The organism is Shewanella sp. FDAARGOS_354, from assembly GCF_002209245.2.
Classification (GTDB): Bacteria; Pseudomonadota; Gammaproteobacteria; order Enterobacterales; family Shewanellaceae; genus Shewanella; species Shewanella xiamenensis.
The window spans coordinates 3274086-3292184 of the sequence record NZ_CP022089.2; the positions used below are offsets into that span (position 1 = coordinate 3274086).

The window sequence follows — 18099 nt, forward strand, 5'->3', positions numbered from 1 at the left end:
CTGGAGACCCTATTTTCCCTATGCCGCAAGATAGACCTCATATGTCTGGAATGTCGGGTCATGATGGATGCCGCGGGATCGCTGGATGAGCAGGCTGGCAACCTGCTGCATGGCAGTCTAGGCTGGGCGATGAAAGAGGCTGCCCCACGTTTATGGCAGGATGCCTATGGGCCGCTGGAGCATGGGGCTGTCCGCCCCCTCTCGCTACATCCACCACATACAAGGAACCAATGGCAACAAGGAGAGTCCCTCACCTTTGGTCTCACCCTGTTTAACACTCTGGCCAGGGACGTTGAGGGCATCAAGTCATCACTGCAAAGGATGGGAGAGCGAGGCTGGGGACAACGACGCATAGGCTTTACTCTGCAGGAGCTCACTCAGCGCACACCACTCGGCACAAGGCTGATCTGGAGCCGGCAAGCCCCCGACCACCTGTTAGCTCCGCTAACAACCACCCTTGAGGAAGCCATATTGGCCGCAGCAGCACTGTGCAGCGAGGCCACACCTGCACTAGTACAACTACACGCCAGTACCCGTCTACATATCAAAGAGGCGGGTAATCCGGTGACCACAGCACCATCAGCCTTGTTGCTCGGCCGCACACTCTGCCGTCGCTTGCTGGCTCTAGTCGGTCCCCACAGCGAACATGAGCGTCAAGCGGTACAAAGCTATCTTAACGGGCTGGAGCAGATAACTCTGTGCTGGGATCACACCCAGAGCGCCCCTCTGACACGGTATTCAGCGCGACAGCGACAACACCACAGCATAGAGGGGCTGCGCGGGCGTTGGGCCTATCAAGGCGATATCCAGCGGTTGCTCCCTTGGTTGGCTTTGGGAGAGTGGATCCAGCTTGGCAACAAGACCAGCTTCGGTTATGGCGCCATCGAATGGCAGCTGGCGTGTCGCCCCTGAATCCCACCAATTGGCCAGAGTCAGAGAGAGCATTCTGTGACGCATAATGGCAATCATTCAAACTCAAGGAGTTCGTATGCAAACAATACATATAAATCTGGTCTCCGATCAGTTGCTGCCAAATCTGATCCCGACCTTTGCCGATAAAGAATGTCAGGGAGTCGTGCTAGTGCTGGGTGACAACACCCAGCGCGAAAAGGCCGAAACACTAAAACATCTCTACAATGGGCGTGGAATGCCCATTCTCTGGACCAGTGAAGGCAGCAGTAGCCATCGCCCGGCACAACTGCAAGAGCAAGCACAGGCACTTATCCACTGGCTGGAGACCCATCATGGCAACGCACGCTGGATACTGAACGCCACCTGTGGCACCAAACCGATGGCGCTGGTGTTTGCCAACGCCTTCAACCGCTTTAACAGTGAGCATCCAGAGAGCGCCAGCGGCGGCATTCCCCGTGCTCTTATCTTCTACGTCGATAGCCAGAACCTTGAGATCCCTTTACTCAACGACGGGGTCGATTACGCCCTGAAGTGGGAGCCAGTGCTCTCTATGGACGAGATGCTAGCCGCCAACGGTTTTGAACGACAAACTTGGATAGGCAAACACAATGATGACGAGATCCAGGCTCGCGCCGAGCTGACCCGTTATCTGGGAAAGCAGTTTCAAGGACCGTGTCAGGGAATGCAAAGTAGTTTACAAGGGATGGCTGCCGACGCCTGCAAGAATTTCCCCCAACAGCAGGAACAAAGCATGCCAAGTGTGCCTTTTGGGCCCTATGCTGCTCTCTATCAGCAACTAGTAGCGGCAAGCCTGCTGCACTGGGATGGTTGTAGCAAGCTGATCCGTTTTGCCAGCGAAGACGCTTGCCGCTATCTAGCCGGACGCTGGCTCGAGGAGCTGACCTACCTCACCGCGCAGGAGTACGGCTTTAGCGAGGTGGCTATGAGTGTCGAAGGTGAGTGGCAGACTGAAGCGCTCCGGCAACAGAGTGTTCGCGGTAAAAACAACGAATTCGATGTGCTAATCTGTCACAACAACCAGCTGCTCACCATTGAATGCAAGGCCAAGTATTGGGGAGAACACCAGCAGGGAGAGAGCACCAATCAGGATGTGGTACTCAAGCTCGAGAGCCTAGGACGCAAACTGGGGGGACTGTTTGGCGAGCGCCTGCTGATCAGCGCACGCCCCTTGCCGGACGAGATGGTGCAGCGAGCAAAAGATAACCGTATCGCGCTATGCGACAGGGCGGATGGCCAGGCAATCCACACCACCTTGCAGAGCTACTTCAACAAGATGCAATAAGCTGGGGCCTCATGAACTACCTTGTCAGCCGTCATCCCGGCGCCATCGTATGGTGCCAACGACAACCGCTAGCCATCGATGCTATCTTGCCTCACCTCGATCCGGCACTTATCTGTGCTGGTGATCAAGTGATCGGAACCCTGCCGCTACCCATGGTTGCAGAGGTACAGCGACGTGGTGCTCGCTATCTCCACCTCTCGGTGCCCATTCCCCCCGAGCTGCGGGGTCAGGAACTAAGCGCAGACCAACTAGATAAACTGGGTGCCTCGTTGACCGAATATCAAGTCCACGTACTGACTTGAATCTCACGACTCATTAAGGAATCTCTATGGAATACATACTGCTGGCTGTTTCAGGCATGACCCCACAGATCATCACTGAAACCCTCTATGGTATCTACCGCAAGGATCCCACCAAATATCCCTCACGCATCGAGGTGATTACAACTGGCGATGGGCGCAAACGACTGATCAAAAACCTGTTAGGAGATAATAACCCACTGACTCGACTACAACAGGACTATCAACTTCCACCGCTTAGTTTTACGTTAGCCGATATCAAGGTGCCTTGCGGTGACGATGGCAAGCCCCTTGAGGATGTACGCAGCGAGCGCGAGCAGGAGCTCATCACCGACTTCATCACCCGTCATGTACGTAGCCTCACCGCAAACCCAGAGTTAGCTATCCACGCCTCGCTAGCTGGTGGCCGCAAAACCATGGGCTTCGCCCTGGGCTATGCCATGAGCCTTTTTGGTCGCCCGCAAGATTGCCTGAGCCATGTGCTGGTGAGCGAACCTTATGAGCGGGTGCCCGATTTTTACTACCCGACACCGAACCCAGTCTGGCGCGCGGATGCCAAAAATGAGGGACAACATGACCTTAGTCAGGCCGAAGTGACCCTGGCAACCATCCCCTTGGTACTGATGCGGGAGGAGATGCCAACCGACCTGATCCACCGTGATGAACTCAGCTACACCCAGACGGTGGAACGCATCAACCGGGCTAATGCTCTCACCTTTGAGTGCGCCAGTGTTACTCTCGATTTTGACCATATGAGCCTCTGGTGTAATGACATAGAAATCCCCCTGAAACCGGACTGCTTTGCCTTCTATAGCTGGCTGGCACAAGATAGCAAAGAAAATCCAGGCGAAGGAATCGATGCACCACGTGAAGAGATGAAAGAGCGGGAGCTTGACGGGCGGCTGGCTGCCTTCTTCCGAGCGGCCATCCATCCTTCGGTACAGATTGATGAGAAGAGTTCACTCGAGGATCTCTTTGAACTGGCCACCGATTCCGTTTCTCGCATGTGTCAAAGAGAAGTGGAGCGTTTTAACGCTGGCAATATACCCGATGCCAAACGGATGTATCGCAACAGATGGTTGCTGCAAGACAACAGCACTACGCAATTTTTATACACAGAACATCCCCTGCGCGATAAGGCGACCCTGTTCAAGAACCATAAAAACCTTTGGGTTCGGCTGCAAAAGGATACAAATGAAGCGCTGACCCATGCGTTAGGACTTCGCCTAGCCCGCTATTACCAAATAGTCACAGTCAACAGCATCAAAGAAGAGGGCAAACGTACATCCTACGAGTTTAAAGGGCTCAAGTTACTACCTAATCAAATCCACTTTAAGTGAAAAGTGGCATCGATTAGTTCTGATTCATAACTTTAATGACTGCCTATATTGCTTACTGTTATTACATTGGATATGTCGTAATTGAATTCGAATATAAGTAATTTTAGGAAAGTCTCAAATGAAGTTACCAATTGGTCAAAAATTTAAACATAGTGAATAACGTTAATATAGTTCCTGTCACTTTTAATGCTCAGGGGCTCAATGAAAACAATAACTATCACCGACAAACAACGGATGCAACAATATCTTGCACAGGTTTGGGATTTGCTCGAAAAAAGTTATGCAGATGTTAGCGGTGGACTCCACTACAATGAGCCAGCAGAGCTATTAATCGATACCCAACGTTGGCGGCTGGTTCTATACAGAGGACATTTAATAGCTTTGACTTTATTCAAGGCAAAACGTGGCTGGAAATTAGTTGCAATGGCTACTTGCCGTCAACATGGCAAACGTGCTCGTCATGCTCTGCAACGGCTAATTTGTGCAGATCTACCTCGTACTTGGATGGAGCTTTCCGAACGAGCAGAACGTTTCGTTTTATGCCACTGTGGTGGACATAAGTTCTTGATCCACGCTAGTCTGGCATCATCTCTATTGGACAAGCCAGTAGGGCGTTCGACGGAAGATGGTTATCACTACCAACGTACGATAGCTGGGCTACTTAAAACAAAAGTTATTGTTGGTACACCATACTAACTTAAGTATTCTGTAGTAGATGCCAGTAGCAATAACGTCTTCCCCTGACACAATAGTCTTTATATGCCTATGTTAAGAGTTTACTCGAACCAAGTTAGATACTTTCCTATACTCTGCACAAATTTTTAGGGTTAAAAAAGTAAGTCACTTTAGCTAGCATTAAGAATTTTCAACTCTAAATAACCTGAGCTTCGGATAAGAATTTAGCTCCCAAAAGGAACTAAATGCTCGTTCCCTGATCCGATCATTCGACCAAGAGTGATTAGAAAAAGGAACGAGCATGAACAAACTAGTTGAAACTTACTGTGATGTCGATGATTTCTGTCAGTTATTTATCCCACATTGGCAACGCTTATTGCTTGATAATGGTGAAATGAAGCGTAATAGACCTTGTCGCCTTTCTCCCGCAGAAGTGATGACCATTATCATTCATTTCCATCAATCACATTACCGAGATTTCAAAAATTATTATCTGCACTATGTTTGTCGCCAGCTAAAACCCTATTTTCCAGAGTTGTTGAGCTACACTCGTTTCCTTGCATTAATGCCTAGCGTCGTTGTCCCTATGTGTAGCTATCTGACTTCAAAGCTTGGAAAGCCAACGGGAATTCAGTTTGTCGACTCCACTAAAATTGAAGTCTGTCATATTATTCGAGCGAAGCGAAATAAGGTTTTTGAAGGCATTGCCGAACATGGAAAGGGAACTATGGGCTGGTCGTTTGGATTTAAACTGCATCTTATTATCAATCACTTGGGTGAAATTGTAGCGTTAAAACTGACGAAAGGTAATGTCGATGACAGGCAACCTGTCAGTGAAATGGCTGAGTCTCTTTTTGGTAAGCTTTATGGTGATAAAGGCTATATTAGCCAAGCCCTAACAGGTGAGCTTTTGGAAAAGGGCGTTGAGTTAATCACCACAGTTCGTAAGAACATGAAGAAAAAGTTTATTTCTCTATGGGATAGAGCAATCTTAAAAAAGCGATTCATCATTGAAACAGTGAATGACCAATTGAAGAACATTTCCTATATTGAACACTCAAGACACCGCAGCGAGCATGGGTTCATGCTCAATCTACTTGGTGGATTGATTGCATATTGTTTAAAAGAAGAAAAGCCATCGTTAAATCTAACAGCTCAGGAGCTTGAACTGTTAGATAGCTCTAATTTAGTGCTGGCTTAACCAGATCTGAGGTTAAATAGTAAAATCGAAATCGGCTGATACATCATTTAATCTACAAAGATTAAGAAAATGACCCTCGGTTAAACGTGAGTCTAAGTCACGAAATGGTCACATTTTGGTCACGGTCACGAAGAAAGAAATGAGATAGGAACTGATGGAAAATCAAAAAGCCCATGCTAATTAATAGCATGGGCTTCATGAATGTTGGCGGAGCGGACGGGACTCGAACCCGCGACCCCCGGCGTGACAGGCCGGTATTCTAACCAACTGAACTACCGCTCCTTTAACTTAACGTTTGCACATTAAGCTAAATTAGGCGCTTGGCGATGACCTACTCTCACATGGGGAGACCCCACACTACCATCGGCGCGATTGCGTTTCACTTCTGAGTTCGGGATGGGATCAGGTGGGACCACAATGCTATTGTCACCAAGCAAATTCTTACTGGTTAATTCTACGTCTGACGGCATTGTTTCCTCACTCCAGTGCTCATGTACTACCGTACACTCCGCCCTTTGCTCGTCACGGCTTTGTCTGCCGTACAATTACCTGCGTAATTAACCTTTATTTGTTAATTTAGAAAGCTGTATTGAGTATCACTTCTTAAGTGTTTCTATTCAAGCTAAGTGCTACTTAGCAAAACCCATCTGGGTTGTATGGTTAAGCCTCTCGAGTCATTAGTATCAGTTAGCTCAACGCCTCACAACGCTTACACACCTGACCTATCAACGTCCTAGTCTCGAACGGCTCTTTAGTGGACTTAAAGTCCAAGGGATGACTCATCTTGGGGCTCGCTTCCCGCTTAGATGCTTTCAGCGGTTATCGATTCCGAACATAGCTACCGGGCAATGCCATTGGCATGACAACCCGAACACCAGCGGTTCGTTCACTCCGGTCCTCTCGTACTAGGAGCAACTCCCCTCAATCATCCAACGCCCACGGCAGATAGGGACCGAACTGTCTCACGACGTTCTGAACCCAGCTCGCGTACCACTTTAAATGGCGAACAGCCATACCCTTGGGACCGACTTCAGCCCCAGGATGTGATGAGCCGACATCGAGGTGCCAAACACCGCCGTCGATATGAACTCTTGGGCGGTATCAGCCTGTTATCCCCGGAGTACCTTTTATCCGTTGAGCGATGGCCCTTCCATTCAGAACCACCGGATCACTATGACCTACTTTCGTACCTGCTCGACGTGTCTGTCTCGCAGTTAAGCTGGCTTATGCCATTGCACTAACCGTACGATGTCCGACCGTACTTAGCCAACCTTCGTGCTCCTCCGTTACTCTTTGGGAGGAGACCGCCCCAGTCAAACTACCCACCAGGCACTGTCCTTACCCCAGATAATGGGGCCAAGTTAGAACATCAACACTACAAGGGTGGTATTTCAAGGACGACTCCATCAGAACTAGCGTTCCAACTTCATAGTCTCCCACCTATCCTACACATGTAGGGTCAATGTTCAGTGCCAAGCTATAGTAAAGGTTCACGGGGTCTTTCCGTCTAGCCGCGGGTATACGGCATCTTCACCGCAATTTCAACTTCACTGAGTCTCGGCTGGAGACAGCGTGGCCATCATTACGCCATTCGTGCAGGTCGGAACTTACCCGACAAGGAATTTCGCTACCTTAGGACCGTTATAGTTACGGCCGCCGTTTACCGGGGCTTCGATCATGAGCTTCTCTTGCGATAACCCAATCAATTAACCTTCCGGCACCGGGCAGGCGTCACACCGTATACTTCCTCTTGCGAGTTTGCACAGTGCTGTGTTTTTGATAAACAGTTGCAGCCACCTGGTATCTGCGACTCCCGTCAGCTTAGAGAGCAAGTCTCATCACCAACAGGAGCGTACCTTCTCCCGAAGTTACGGTACCATTTTGCCTAGTTCCTTCAGCCGAGTTCTCTCAAGCGCCTTGGTATTCTCTACCCGACCACCTGTGTCGGTTTGGGGTACGATTCCCGCTAACCTGAAGCTTAGAAGATTTTCCTGGAAGCATGGCATCAACTACTTCATCCCCTTGGGGACTCGTCATCAGCTCTCAGTGTATAGTGACCCGGATTTGCCTAAGTCACCCACCTACCACCTTAAACGCGGACTACCAACGCCGCGCTAGCCTAGCCTTCTCCGTCTCTCCATCGCAGTTAGCGGAAGTACAGAAATATTAATCTGTTTCCCATCGATTACGCCTTTCGGCCTCACCTTAGGGGTCGACTCACCCTGCCCCGATTAACGTTGGACAGGAACCCTTGGTCTTTCGGCGAGGGGGTTTTTCACCCCCTTTATCGTTACTCATGTCAGCATTCGCACTTCTGATACCTCCAGTGTGGGTTACCCCTTCACCTTCAACGGCTTACAGAACGCTCCTCTACCGCGCAACTCTAATGAATTGCACCCGTAGCTTCGGTGGTATGTTTAGCCCCGTTACATCTTCCGCGCAGGCCGACTCGACTAGTGAGCTATTACGCTTTCTTTAAATGATGGCTGCTTCTAAGCCAACATCCTAGCTGTCTAAGCCTTCCCACATCGTTTCCCACTTAACATACACTTTGGGACCTTAGCTGACGGTCTGGGTTGTTTCCCTTTTGACGACGGACGTTAGCACCCGCCGTCTGTCTCCCGAGTAGTACTCATTGGTATTCGGAGTTTGCAAAGGGTTGGTAAGTCGGGATGACCCCCTAGCCTTAACAGTGCTCTACCCCAATGGTATTCGCTCGAGGCGCTACCTAAATAGCTTTCGAGGAGAACCAGATATCTCCCGGTTTGATTGGCCTTTCACCCCCAGCCACAAGTCATCCGCTAATTTTTCAACATTAGTCGGTTCGGTCCTCCAGTTGATGTTACTCAACCTTCAACCTGCCCATGGCTAGATCACCGGGTTTCGGGTCTACGCCTTGCAACTAAACGCGCAGTTAACACTCGGTTTCCCTACGGCTCCGCTATTCGCTTAACCTCGCTACAAAACGTAAGTCGCTGACCCATTATACAAAAGGTACGCAGTCACGGTCTCAAGAACCGCTCCCACTGCTTGTACGTATACGGTTTCAGGTTCTATTTCACTCCCCTCACAGGGGTTCTTTTCGCCTTTCCCTCACGGTACTGGTTCACTATCGGTCAGTCAGGAGTATTTAGCCTTGGAGGATGGTCCCCCCATATTCAAACAGGATATCACGTGTCCCGCCTTACTCGTTTTCATCAAAGGTTAGTTTTCGTGTACGGGGCTATCACCCTGTGCCGCTGGACTTTCCAGACCATTCCACTAACACCCCTCTGACTTAAGGGCTAATCCCCGTTCGCTCGCCGCTACTAGGGGAATCTCGGTTGATTTCTTTTCCTAAGGGTACTTAGATGTTTCAGTTCCCCTCGTTTGCCTCATGTAGCTATGTATTCACCACATGATGACCGCTTATGCGGCCGGGTTCCCCCATTCGGACATCGTTAGCTCAAATGCTTGTTACTAGCTCGCCAACGCTTTTCGCAAGTTACTACGTCCTTCATCGCCTCTGACTGCCAAGGCATCCACCGTATACGCTTAGTCGCTTAACCATACAACCCAAATAGGTTTCACTTGCGTGAGCCACTTGAATTGTTGCGACCAGCTGGTTTTACTTGTCTCATCTTCGACCAAGAAGATGGACTCGCCTTAGACTTGAATATTCAAGACACTTAACAAGTGTTTTAAGAACTCAATTTTTTTCGTATTAACACAACGACAGACATCATTGTGTTAATTACTATCAGCTTTCCAAATTGTTAAAGAACAATGCATACCGGCTCGCGGTGCATGTCGCTCTCCCTTCCTTTACAGGAAGTTCAACAAGCCATCTGTGTGAACACTCAGGCACATGGATGTGCCGTGTGTAAGAAACGCATGGAGCAGTTTCTTACCAACCAAACATCGAGTTAGTCGTATAGGTAAGGAGGTGATCCAGCCCCAGGTTCCCCTAGGGCTACCTTGTTACGACTTCACCCCAGTCATGAACCACAAAGTGGTGAGCGCCCCCCCGAAGGTTAAGCTACCCACTTCTTTTGCAGCCCACTCCCATGGTGTGACGGGCGGTGTGTACAAGGCCCGGGAACGTATTCACCGTGGCATTCTGATCCACGATTACTAGCGATTCCGACTTCATGGAGTCGAGTTGCAGACTCCAATCCGGACTACGACGAGCTTTGTGAGATTAGCTCCACCTCGCGGCTTTGCAACCCTCTGTACTCGCCATTGTAGCACGTGTGTAGCCCTACTCGTAAGGGCCATGATGACTTGACGTCGTCCCCACCTTCCTCCGGTTTATCACCGGCAGTCTCCCTAGAGTTCCCACCATTACGTGCTGGCAAATAAGGATAGGGGTTGCGCTCGTTGCGGGACTTAACCCAACATTTCACAACACGAGCTGACGACAGCCATGCAGCACCTGTCTCACGGTTCCCGAAGGCACAAGTCCATCTCTGGTCTCTTCCGTGGATGTCAAGAGTAGGTAAGGTTCTTCGCGTTGCATCGAATTAAACCACATGCTCCACCGCTTGTGCGGGCCCCCGTCAATTCATTTGAGTTTTAACCTTGCGGCCGTACTCCCCAGGCGGTCTACTTAATGCGTTAGCTTGAGAGCCCAGTGTTCAAGACACCAAACTCCGAGTAGACATCGTTTACGGCGTGGACTACCAGGGTATCTAATCCTGTTTGCTCCCCACGCTTTCGTGCATGAGCGTCAGTCTTTGTCCAGGGGGCCGCCTTCGCCACCGGTATTCCTCCAGATCTCTACGCATTTCACCGCTACACCTGGAATTCTACCCCCCTCTACAAGACTCTAGTTCGCCAGTTCGAAATGCTATTCCTAGGTTGAGCCCAGGGCTTTCACATCTCGCTTAACAAACCGCCTGCGCACGCTTTACGCCCAGTAATTCCGATTAACGCTCGGACCCTCCGTATTACCGCGGCTGCTGGCACGGAGTTAGCCGGTCCTTCTTCTGTAGGTAACGTCACAGATGAGCCGTATTAAGACTCACCCTTTCCTCCCTACTGAAAGTGCTTTACAACCCGAAGGCCTTCTTCACACACGCGGCATGGCTGCATCAGGGTTTCCCCCATTGTGCAATATTCCCCACTGCTGCCTCCCGTAGGAGTCTGGGCCGTGTCTCAGTCCCAGTGTGGCTGATCATCCTCTCAGAACAGCTAGGGATCGTCGCCTTGGTGAGCCATTACCTCACCAACTAGCTAATCCCACCTAGGTTCATCCAATCGCGAGAGGCCCGAAGGTCCCCCTCTTTCCCCCGTAGGGCGTATGCGGTATTAGCAGTCGTTTCCAACTGTTATCCCCCTCGACTGGGCAGATCCCTAGGCATTACTCACCCGTCCGCCGCTCGCCACCTCAGGAGTAAACTCCCTTGTGCTGCCGCTCGACTTGCATGTGTTAGGCCTGCCGCCAGCGTTCAATCTGAGCCATGATCAAACTCTTCAATTAAAAGTTTTTTTGTTTAACTCGCGTTAAACGACTCAATGAATTCTGTCGTTTGTTTCCGCTTTTAAAAAAGCGAAACCAAAACTTTGTACATATTGCTATGAACACTCATTCATTGATTTAATTCTTTGATTACTCGCCAAACGGCAGAGTAATTTCGATTAACTCAACACCTGTGAGTGTCCACACAGATTTCTTGTTTAGATTGTTAAAGAGCGTTTGACCTCATCGCTTGCGTTACCGCTCAGCGGGCCAGGGCTGCGTATTCTACGCATTTCCCTTGTCGCGTCAAGGCGTTTTTGCAAACTTCTTGAGGCTTTCGAATCAACTGCACATTTTGCATTCGATTCGAACTGAAACCGCGCTCGCTTTCGCTGTCTGCCGTGTCAGTGGATGCGCATTATAGGCAGCGAAACTTTTTGTGCAAGCGCTTTTTTCAGGTTTTTATGATTAATTTTCAAATAGATTGTTACACCCAAGCTAGCCACAACCTACACACTTGTTATACCCAGAGTTATCCACAAACGCTGGATTTATGCGTAAAACAAACCTAACAGCGAGCCTTTATTGAGTAAACGAGTGTGTGCTAAAGATAGAAAAAAGAATTAAATGAGGCGGTAAATTTGGAGCTCTACATTATTAAGCAAGATGAAGGCTATTGGTGTCAGCCGCTACTTTATACATATATAAGCTATAAAGTAGCGTGTAGTGATTCACTTATACGTACATATATAGGTACTTAACTTGCACTCCAAAGAAGCTGTCCGCAATCGGTAAGATCATATCCCCCTAAAAGAGCCGCCATTTGCCGAGTATGCCCACTGCTTAACATAGTAAACAGTTGTTGTAGCTGCCTGCGAAAGTAAATACTTTGTGGCATCACAAAGTCGAAGGACTCCCTGATCAGTGGCACAAAGCTTAAACCGCTCTCTAAAGCAACAGACTGGCAACCAAAACCAATATCTGCATCTCCACGTGCAATATAGCCTGCAAGTTCACGCTCACTATAAGCTGTGAGTATGATATTAAGCTGATCTAAACGTGCACCTTGCTTTAATAGCCACTGCTCTAGATGCTGCTGACTGCCAGCGCCGCCTTGGCGACTGACCCAGCGCCAAGGCAAACTGAGAACTTTATCCTCCTCTTGACATCTGTGGTGCATATCGGTACGCATGATCAAGCCTTGCTGACGGGAATAGCCGTGCACCATGATCCATTGTTGGTGGTTTTGATAACCTTTAAGCAATGCTGGATGGCGGATATTTCTATCTTCCATACTCCCCCAGTGCAAGGTACACACATCAGCATAGCCCTTAGCTAATAACTCTAACCCCAAACGAGAGCCTGTTGCACTGTAACTAATAAGCTCACGACTACCAACCTGCGCCATCAAACGCGCCACTAACATTGACAACAGAGGATCATCACTACCAGTAATCAATAGTCTGTCAGTTAACATACCGCTATGGCAGGAGTCCATCACCCAGCGGTCAATCAGCACCTTAGGGAATAACCATTTGCCGGTGATTTTTGTTGCGGGAAGAATTCGGTCATTCGCCATCGCGTAAACCTTTTTCTCATTAAGATCTAAATACTCAGCAACTTGCTTCGCGCTCATGTAAATCAATTCACTGGCGGATGTCATCTTATATCCTTGTCGTCTATCTCTTTTGAGTCCGGTCGCTATTTATCGGAGTTGGTATTCACATCAAATTCGAGATTTTCACTACCGTGGTAGACCAAAAAGTGACGCCCTTTGGCCCGAGCAATAATCGTGATACCAAGTTTTTGGGCAAGCTCCAGACCCATTTGCGTTACACCACTTCGCGACAGCAATACGGGTATCCCCATTTTGGCGACCTTAATCACCATCTCCGAGGTTAACCGTCCTGTGGTATAGAAGATTTTGTTATCGCCCCGATCCTGTGCTAACCACATATCTCCCGCCAAGGTATCCACCGCGTTATGACGGCCAACATCTTCTACAAAAGCAAGGATCTGGTCAGCTTCACAAACACCACAGCCGTGCACTGCACCTGCATTTTTGTAGGTCTCATTATATTCATTGATGTTTTTGAGCAAGCTGTAGAGCGTACTCTGCTTAAGGCTTGGGGTAGGTAGCTGAATACCATCTAAATCCTGCATAAAACTGCCATATACAGTCCCTTGGCCACAGCCGGAAGTAACGGTTTTTTCAGATAACTTTTGTTCGAGATCGGCGGTGTGCTCATGCGTTAATACCGCGGCAGAATTCACATCCCAATCAACAATTACAGACTCTAATTGAGCAACATCCGAGATAAAACCCTGATTTTTAAGATAACCAAGAGCTAATGACTCAGGCTTTGCCCCCAATGTCATCAGGGTCACTATCGGGCGCCAGTTCAGATAAACCGTTAAAGGTCGCTCACAGGCAACATGCTTATCAATAACCACTCCTGACTCATCCACTGCTTTGACGGCAATAGTTAACGGCACTTCAGCTTGAGTTTTTACAAAGGAAAAGCTTCGCTTGGGTAGAGAAGGATGGTCATTGGCGAGCATCTGCTGAGCAATATTAGAACTGTTATCAGAAATCATAATGTTACCGCTTTACGAGTGATGGCATCAGCATAGCAATATTTATACCTAGGTATAAAACTCAGGGCTAAATGCGTGATCCGTCGCAATACGAAACATTCTGGCGCATCAAAATGTCTCAGACAAAATGTCCACTCAGACAAAATGTCTCGCTTTTAACCCTATTTTGATGATCCACTTCAAACTAATTCCCCCTGTTTAATGGCATTAATATTGCAGTGACCTTTTATCACGATAAGCAGGGGAAATAGCGCCGGATGCTAAGGCTTATCTCCCTTACGGTTGAAACGGAGAGACAATGCAACATACTACTAGTGTTTGGCCCATGTACGTTTCACTCAAAAAAGTAGAGAAACAGGTGGGTCGTTGGACCTCAGTACAATGGGAAATCGATCATTTACTTCCCACAACCCACGAAGCCCCCGAAGGAGCGACCTTAGTACTGCTAGAGCTGCACAAAGATGAGCGCGCCAGTTACCGCATCAACCTCGATATGGACAATGCGATGTTGTACTTAGTCTGTGATGAAATGGCAGACGGTACTTGGGTACCCGCGTTACTTTCGGCAGATCAAAATGTTGCTGCGGGCTGTCTTGAAGGCAATACGCCCGTAATCAACACGCTAATGCCTGAAGCGATTGCCTGTTGGATCGAAGCCTTTATCACTCAATATGGTGAAGTTGAAATCGCTGCTTATCGTCGTAAGCATGTCGATCACCGTAAAAATCAAGGTCCAAGCCACGATCCATTGCGGAGGGACTAATGACTGATTCAACCCCAAAGGCAAACGGTTTTTTTAGCCGTTGGAGTCAACGTCGTGAGCAAGTGGCAGCTGAAGAAGCCGCTGTTAAAACGCAAACGACTGCGGAAGAACTTGTTGATAATAAGGCAGAAGAGATCACTCAAGAGCCTACCGCTGCGCAAGAATCACAAGATGCGCTTAGCCAGGCAAATGAAGACCCTCATCGCATCCTCACGGCAGAAGATCTCCCTAATCCTGACGAGATTGAGATTGGTGGCAGTTTCGCTCAGTTTATGGGGGCGAATGTTGACCCAGCAGCAAAAACGGCAGCGCTACGCGCCCTTTGGAAACAACCGCATTTCAATGAGATAGATGGTCTTTTGGAATATGCTCTTGATTACAGCAACCAACCGAAACTAACACGCGAAGTCTCAGCTGAATTAGCCCAGAAAGTATTCCGCTATATCACCAAAGACAGTGAAGAATCAGAGATCGAACCGACCTCAACACCAGACGATGTAGTGATCGGTGCAGAAAATACCATCGAATCAAAAAACAGTGATATCGAAACCGAATTAGCCACCATACCGATTGCGGACAATTTGGATGGGGAGACTGATGACCTACCCCAAAATGCACCAGAGCCATTAGCTCAGATGCAAAAGCCAGTTGTTTAATGTCAGTTTAGCTAATTTTTATGTCTATAACTTTGGTATGTGAATTGCTGTACTAAGAGTACAAAACTTAGATAAAAGCAGAAAAGGCAATGACTTAGTATCAAATCAATGCCTGAATCTGTAACAAAACAGCGATAAAAGAGCAGCCAACGTACTGTTCAGGAACGCAATGTGAGCACTCATTTGACAACCAATCAAACCCAGGCTGCGCTAAAACAAGCGCGGCAAAATGTGTTAGCCCAAACACAGATTTTACAGAATCTGATCCCGCCAACAGTGAGTTACACCACTGAAGGCACAGTGCTAATTATTGGCCCTGAGGATCTCGCACGCCTCGCAGCGGACAAATTGTCCACTATGGCAAGCCGCGTCATTTTAGCGAACGAAGCCATTACCAGCCAAGATGAAGCACACCTTGAGCAGGTGATGGCTGCCGCCACGAATGTCGAAAGTTACTACAACAAACTGATCGGTATTAAAGGATTTTTAGGGCAGTTCCAAGTTAGCGTTGAGCATCAAAACGGTGCAGCGGAATTAAGTGTTGTCGCCATTCGTAAACCGCACTTTGATTTGATACTCGATTTAAGCAGCACACCTTGCTTGAATCTCGAAATGCTACCACCGGGGTATTTCTATGTTGGCCAAGACGACATAAAGCTCGCCGATGCACTAGAGCAACTCCCCGAACTGGTTGGCCAATTTGATAAACCTCGCTACGTCAAAATTAATGCCGACCTGTGCGCCCATGACCGCAACGGTATCAACGGCTGTAACCGTTGCCTCAACTTCTGCCCAGCTGATGCGATTAGTAGTGTCGCTAAAAAAATTGAGGTCGACCCCTACCTTTGCCACGGCGCTGGCAGCTGCTCGAGTGCCTGCCCAACGGGGGCCATTAGTTATGACTTACCGACCCCACAGGCACTGCATTCTTACCTGAATAAAATCATCAGTCGTTACCGTGAGCAAGCGCAAACAGCACCAGTGATATTGTTCCACGACAACGCGGTTGGCGCGAGCTTGATAGGGGACGACTTAGCCGGGGATGTGCTCCCTGTCGCCCTCGAAGAAATCACCGTTGCCAGCATTGACCATTGGTTAGCTTCACTAGCTTGGGGCGCACGCCAAGTGTTAATCCTCAATACCGAGGCAACTGCCCCTACGCTCACACAAATGTTGAAAGGTGAACTGGCTTTAGCCAACAGCATTTTAGATGAAATGGGTCAACCGCAGCGCTTGAGTCTTATCGACCCAAGCATGCTGGCGAATTTGGAGCCTGTGCTCGACATCAGCCTCGATTGGCCAGTGATTGTGCCCGGCGCTTTTGCGTCCACCAGCAAACGTAACACTCTGTTTGATGCGATTGACCATCTAAACAGCCAAGCGGGTGAAATCAACAGCTGTTTAAGTATCAACAACGTTCCCTACGGCAACGTCAGCGTCAATGTCGAGAAATGTACGCTCTGTATGTCCTGCGTGGCGATTTGCCCCACCATGGCATTACAAGATGGTGGCGACAAACCTGCACTACACTTTATTGAGCAAAACTGTGTGCAATGTGGCTTATGTGAGGCGGCTTGCCCTGAAAAGGTCATCAGCCTGACGCCACAAATTAACTTTGATAAAGCTGCTCGTCAGCAATTACAAACCCTGAAAGAAGAAGCCCCGTTCGAATGTATTCGCTGCGGCTCTCCTTTTGCGACCCAATCTATGGTGCATCGGATGCTGGATATGGTCGGCGCGCACAGTGCATTTTCAGCCAATATTGAACGCTTGAAAATGTGTGGTGATTGCCGGGTAAAAGACATGTTTGAAGACATTCTTCAAGATCCTGAAAAGCAACTGCGATAAGAGATCCGCTATGACCGAATCAGTAAGACAAGTATCAGAAAACGATCAGTTGAGAGCCGATATCTATCAACTGTTAGCCGCCCTTTTGCGTCGCCATCCTAGCCCTGAGCTGCTGCAATTTTTGGCCAACCTTGAAATCGATGCCAATGAAGACAATGAGATGACCAAGGCTTGGTTATCTGTACAACTGGCTGCAAAGCAATTCAGCAGTGAACAATTAGAAGATGAGTATTTTGCACTGTTCCTCGGTGTGGGTTGTGGCGAAATCTTGCCCTATGGCAGTTGGTTTATGACTGGCTCATTAATGGACAAACCCTTAGCACTGCTGCGCCAAGACTTGATGCAACTCGGTTTTGAGCGCGAAGAAAACGTCAAAGAGCCCGAAGATCATGTGGCTGCTCTGTGTGAAGTGATGGGCACATTAATTCTTGAGGCTCCAGGTTATCGTCAACTAGCGTTTTACCAACGCCATATTGGCAGTTGGATTCAGCGCTTCTGCGACAACCTAGGTAAAGCACCTAGTGCCGCCTTTTACGCTACGGTCGCTCAGCTTGCTAAAGCGTTTTTCGAGATGGAAGCCACCGAGTTTGAGCAACTCAGTTTAGACATTCCTGTGAATTGCCCTGGCAGTGCGGAGCTACAACCCGCTGCCAGCGATATCGAAAAACAAGCGGAATTAATGAACTAAACTTTAGCTAATTTGCGAGCAGTATCTTGCTGTCTATCGCATATAAGTTTGATAGGCAAAGGTGGACTTAACGTTCACCTTTGCCACAAAAAGGAAGCTTAGGCTTCCACAGTAACCGAGGTGGTCGTGGTTTGTATCACCTCATTTAGTAACACAAGGAGACACTATGAAGAAGCAAGCTTCCGACATGGGCCGCCGTCAACTGCTCAAAGCATTAGCACTCGGCAGTGCGGCTGGCGCGGTAGCGACTGTGAGTAGCCAAGCATTGGCTGCGACCCCCACTGTTGCCCCAAGCGAACCTAAGAGTGACAACTATCGCGAAACCGACCATATCCGTAATTACTATGCGTCGTTGAACAACTAACCAGAGGAGTGT

Annotated in this window: 13 protein-coding genes, 1 tRNA gene and 3 rRNA genes; 11 read left to right on the plus strand and 6 right to left on the minus strand. The window is 48.7% G+C overall.

Going from position 1 to position 18099, the window contains the following annotated elements; genetic code table 11:
• The first annotated feature begins 60 nt into the window (after positions 1-60).
• The 6 genes from cas6 (at position 61) to CEQ32_RS14700 (ending at position 5730) form a co-directional block, all read left to right on the plus strand.
• Positions 61-912 (plus strand): CRISPR system precrRNA processing endoribonuclease RAMP protein Cas6, encoded by an 852-nt coding sequence (gene cas6, locus CEQ32_RS14675; protein WP_192959125.1) that lies wholly within the window; start codon positions 61-63, stop codon positions 910-912.
• Positions 913-988: 76 nt separating this feature from the next.
• Positions 989-2215 (plus strand): Card1-like endonuclease domain-containing protein, encoded by a 1227-nt coding sequence (locus CEQ32_RS14680; RefSeq protein WP_192959126.1) that lies wholly within the window; start codon positions 989-991, stop codon positions 2213-2215.
• An 11-nt stretch (positions 2216-2226) separates the two neighbouring features.
• Entirely contained in the window at positions 2227-2517 is a 291-nt protein-coding gene (gene csx16 / locus CEQ32_RS14685; protein WP_122040769.1) for a CRISPR-associated protein Csx16, read from the plus strand.
• Positions 2518-2543: 26 nt separating this feature from the next.
• Positions 2544-3854, plus strand: coding sequence for a CRISPR-associated ring nuclease Csm6 (gene csm6 / locus CEQ32_RS14690; protein WP_088586296.1), 1311 nt, complete (start codon positions 2544-2546; stop codon positions 3852-3854).
• A 201-nt stretch (positions 3855-4055) separates the two neighbouring features.
• A complete protein-coding gene (locus tag CEQ32_RS14695) occupies positions 4056-4550 on the plus strand; it encodes a hypothetical protein (protein ID WP_088586297.1) in 495 nt (164 codons plus the stop codon).
• A gap of 280 nt (positions 4551-4830) precedes the next feature.
• Positions 4831-5730, plus strand: coding sequence for an IS982 family transposase (locus CEQ32_RS14700; RefSeq protein ID WP_088585327.1), 900 nt, complete (start codon positions 4831-4833; stop codon positions 5728-5730).
• Between the two features lie 205 nt (positions 5731-5935).
• Here CEQ32_RS14700 and CEQ32_RS14705 read toward each other — a convergent pair.
• The 6 genes from CEQ32_RS14705 to CEQ32_RS14730 all read right to left on the minus strand — a co-directional run bounded on the left by CEQ32_RS14705 (position 5936) and on the right by CEQ32_RS14730 (position 13768).
• Positions 5936-6012: transfer RNA gene (locus tag CEQ32_RS14705), tRNA-Asp, on the minus strand.
• A 36-nt stretch (positions 6013-6048) separates the two neighbouring features.
• Positions 6049-6164 (minus strand): 5S ribosomal RNA (gene rrf / locus CEQ32_RS14710).
• Between the two features lie 222 nt (positions 6165-6386).
• Positions 6387-9278, minus strand: a 23S ribosomal RNA gene (locus CEQ32_RS14715).
• Positions 9279-9648: 370 nt separating this feature from the next.
• Positions 9649-11191 (minus strand): 16S ribosomal RNA (locus tag CEQ32_RS14720).
• Together the 16S, 23S and 5S rRNA genes with 1 tRNA gene alongside form the textbook arrangement of a ribosomal RNA operon.
• A 736-nt stretch (positions 11192-11927) precedes the next feature.
• Complete coding sequence (locus CEQ32_RS14725) at positions 11928-12833, minus strand: helix-turn-helix transcriptional regulator (protein ID WP_037423474.1); 906 nt, start codon at positions 12831-12833, stop codon at positions 11928-11930.
• Positions 12834-12871: 38 nt separating this feature from the next.
• Positions 12872-13768, minus strand: a complete 897-nt coding sequence (locus CEQ32_RS14730) for a formate dehydrogenase accessory sulfurtransferase FdhD (RefSeq protein ID WP_055646686.1) — start codon at positions 13766-13768, stop codon at positions 12872-12874.
• Positions 13769-14066: 298 nt separating this feature from the next.
• Here CEQ32_RS14730 and CEQ32_RS14735 point away from each other — a divergent pair, with 298 nt between their 5' ends.
• The 5 genes from CEQ32_RS14735 (at position 14067) to CEQ32_RS14755 (ending at position 18087) form a co-directional block, all read left to right on the plus strand.
• Positions 14067-14531: a DUF3305 domain-containing protein gene (locus CEQ32_RS14735; protein ID WP_037429183.1), complete on the plus strand. Its 465-nt coding sequence runs from the start codon at positions 14067-14069 to the stop codon at positions 14529-14531.
• Positions 14531-15187, plus strand: coding sequence for a DUF3306 domain-containing protein (locus CEQ32_RS14740; protein WP_037429184.1), 657 nt, complete (start codon positions 14531-14533; stop codon positions 15185-15187). The genes CEQ32_RS14735 and CEQ32_RS14740 overlap by 1 nt, the downstream gene beginning before the upstream one ends.
• A 171-nt stretch (positions 15188-15358) precedes the next feature.
• Positions 15359-17035 (plus strand): 4Fe-4S binding protein, encoded by a 1677-nt coding sequence (locus CEQ32_RS14745; protein WP_088586298.1) that lies wholly within the window; start codon positions 15359-15361, stop codon positions 17033-17035.
• A gap of 10 nt (positions 17036-17045) precedes the next feature.
• Positions 17046-17723, plus strand: coding sequence for a molecular chaperone (locus CEQ32_RS14750; protein WP_037429186.1), 678 nt, complete (start codon positions 17046-17048; stop codon positions 17721-17723).
• A 166-nt stretch (positions 17724-17889) separates the two neighbouring features.
• The gene (locus CEQ32_RS14755; protein WP_011074127.1) at positions 17890-18087 is read left to right on the plus strand and encodes a twin-arginine translocation signal domain-containing protein; all 198 of its coding nucleotides are present in this window, start codon (positions 17890-17892) and stop codon (positions 18085-18087) included.
• Positions 18088-18099 lie beyond the last annotated feature (12 nt).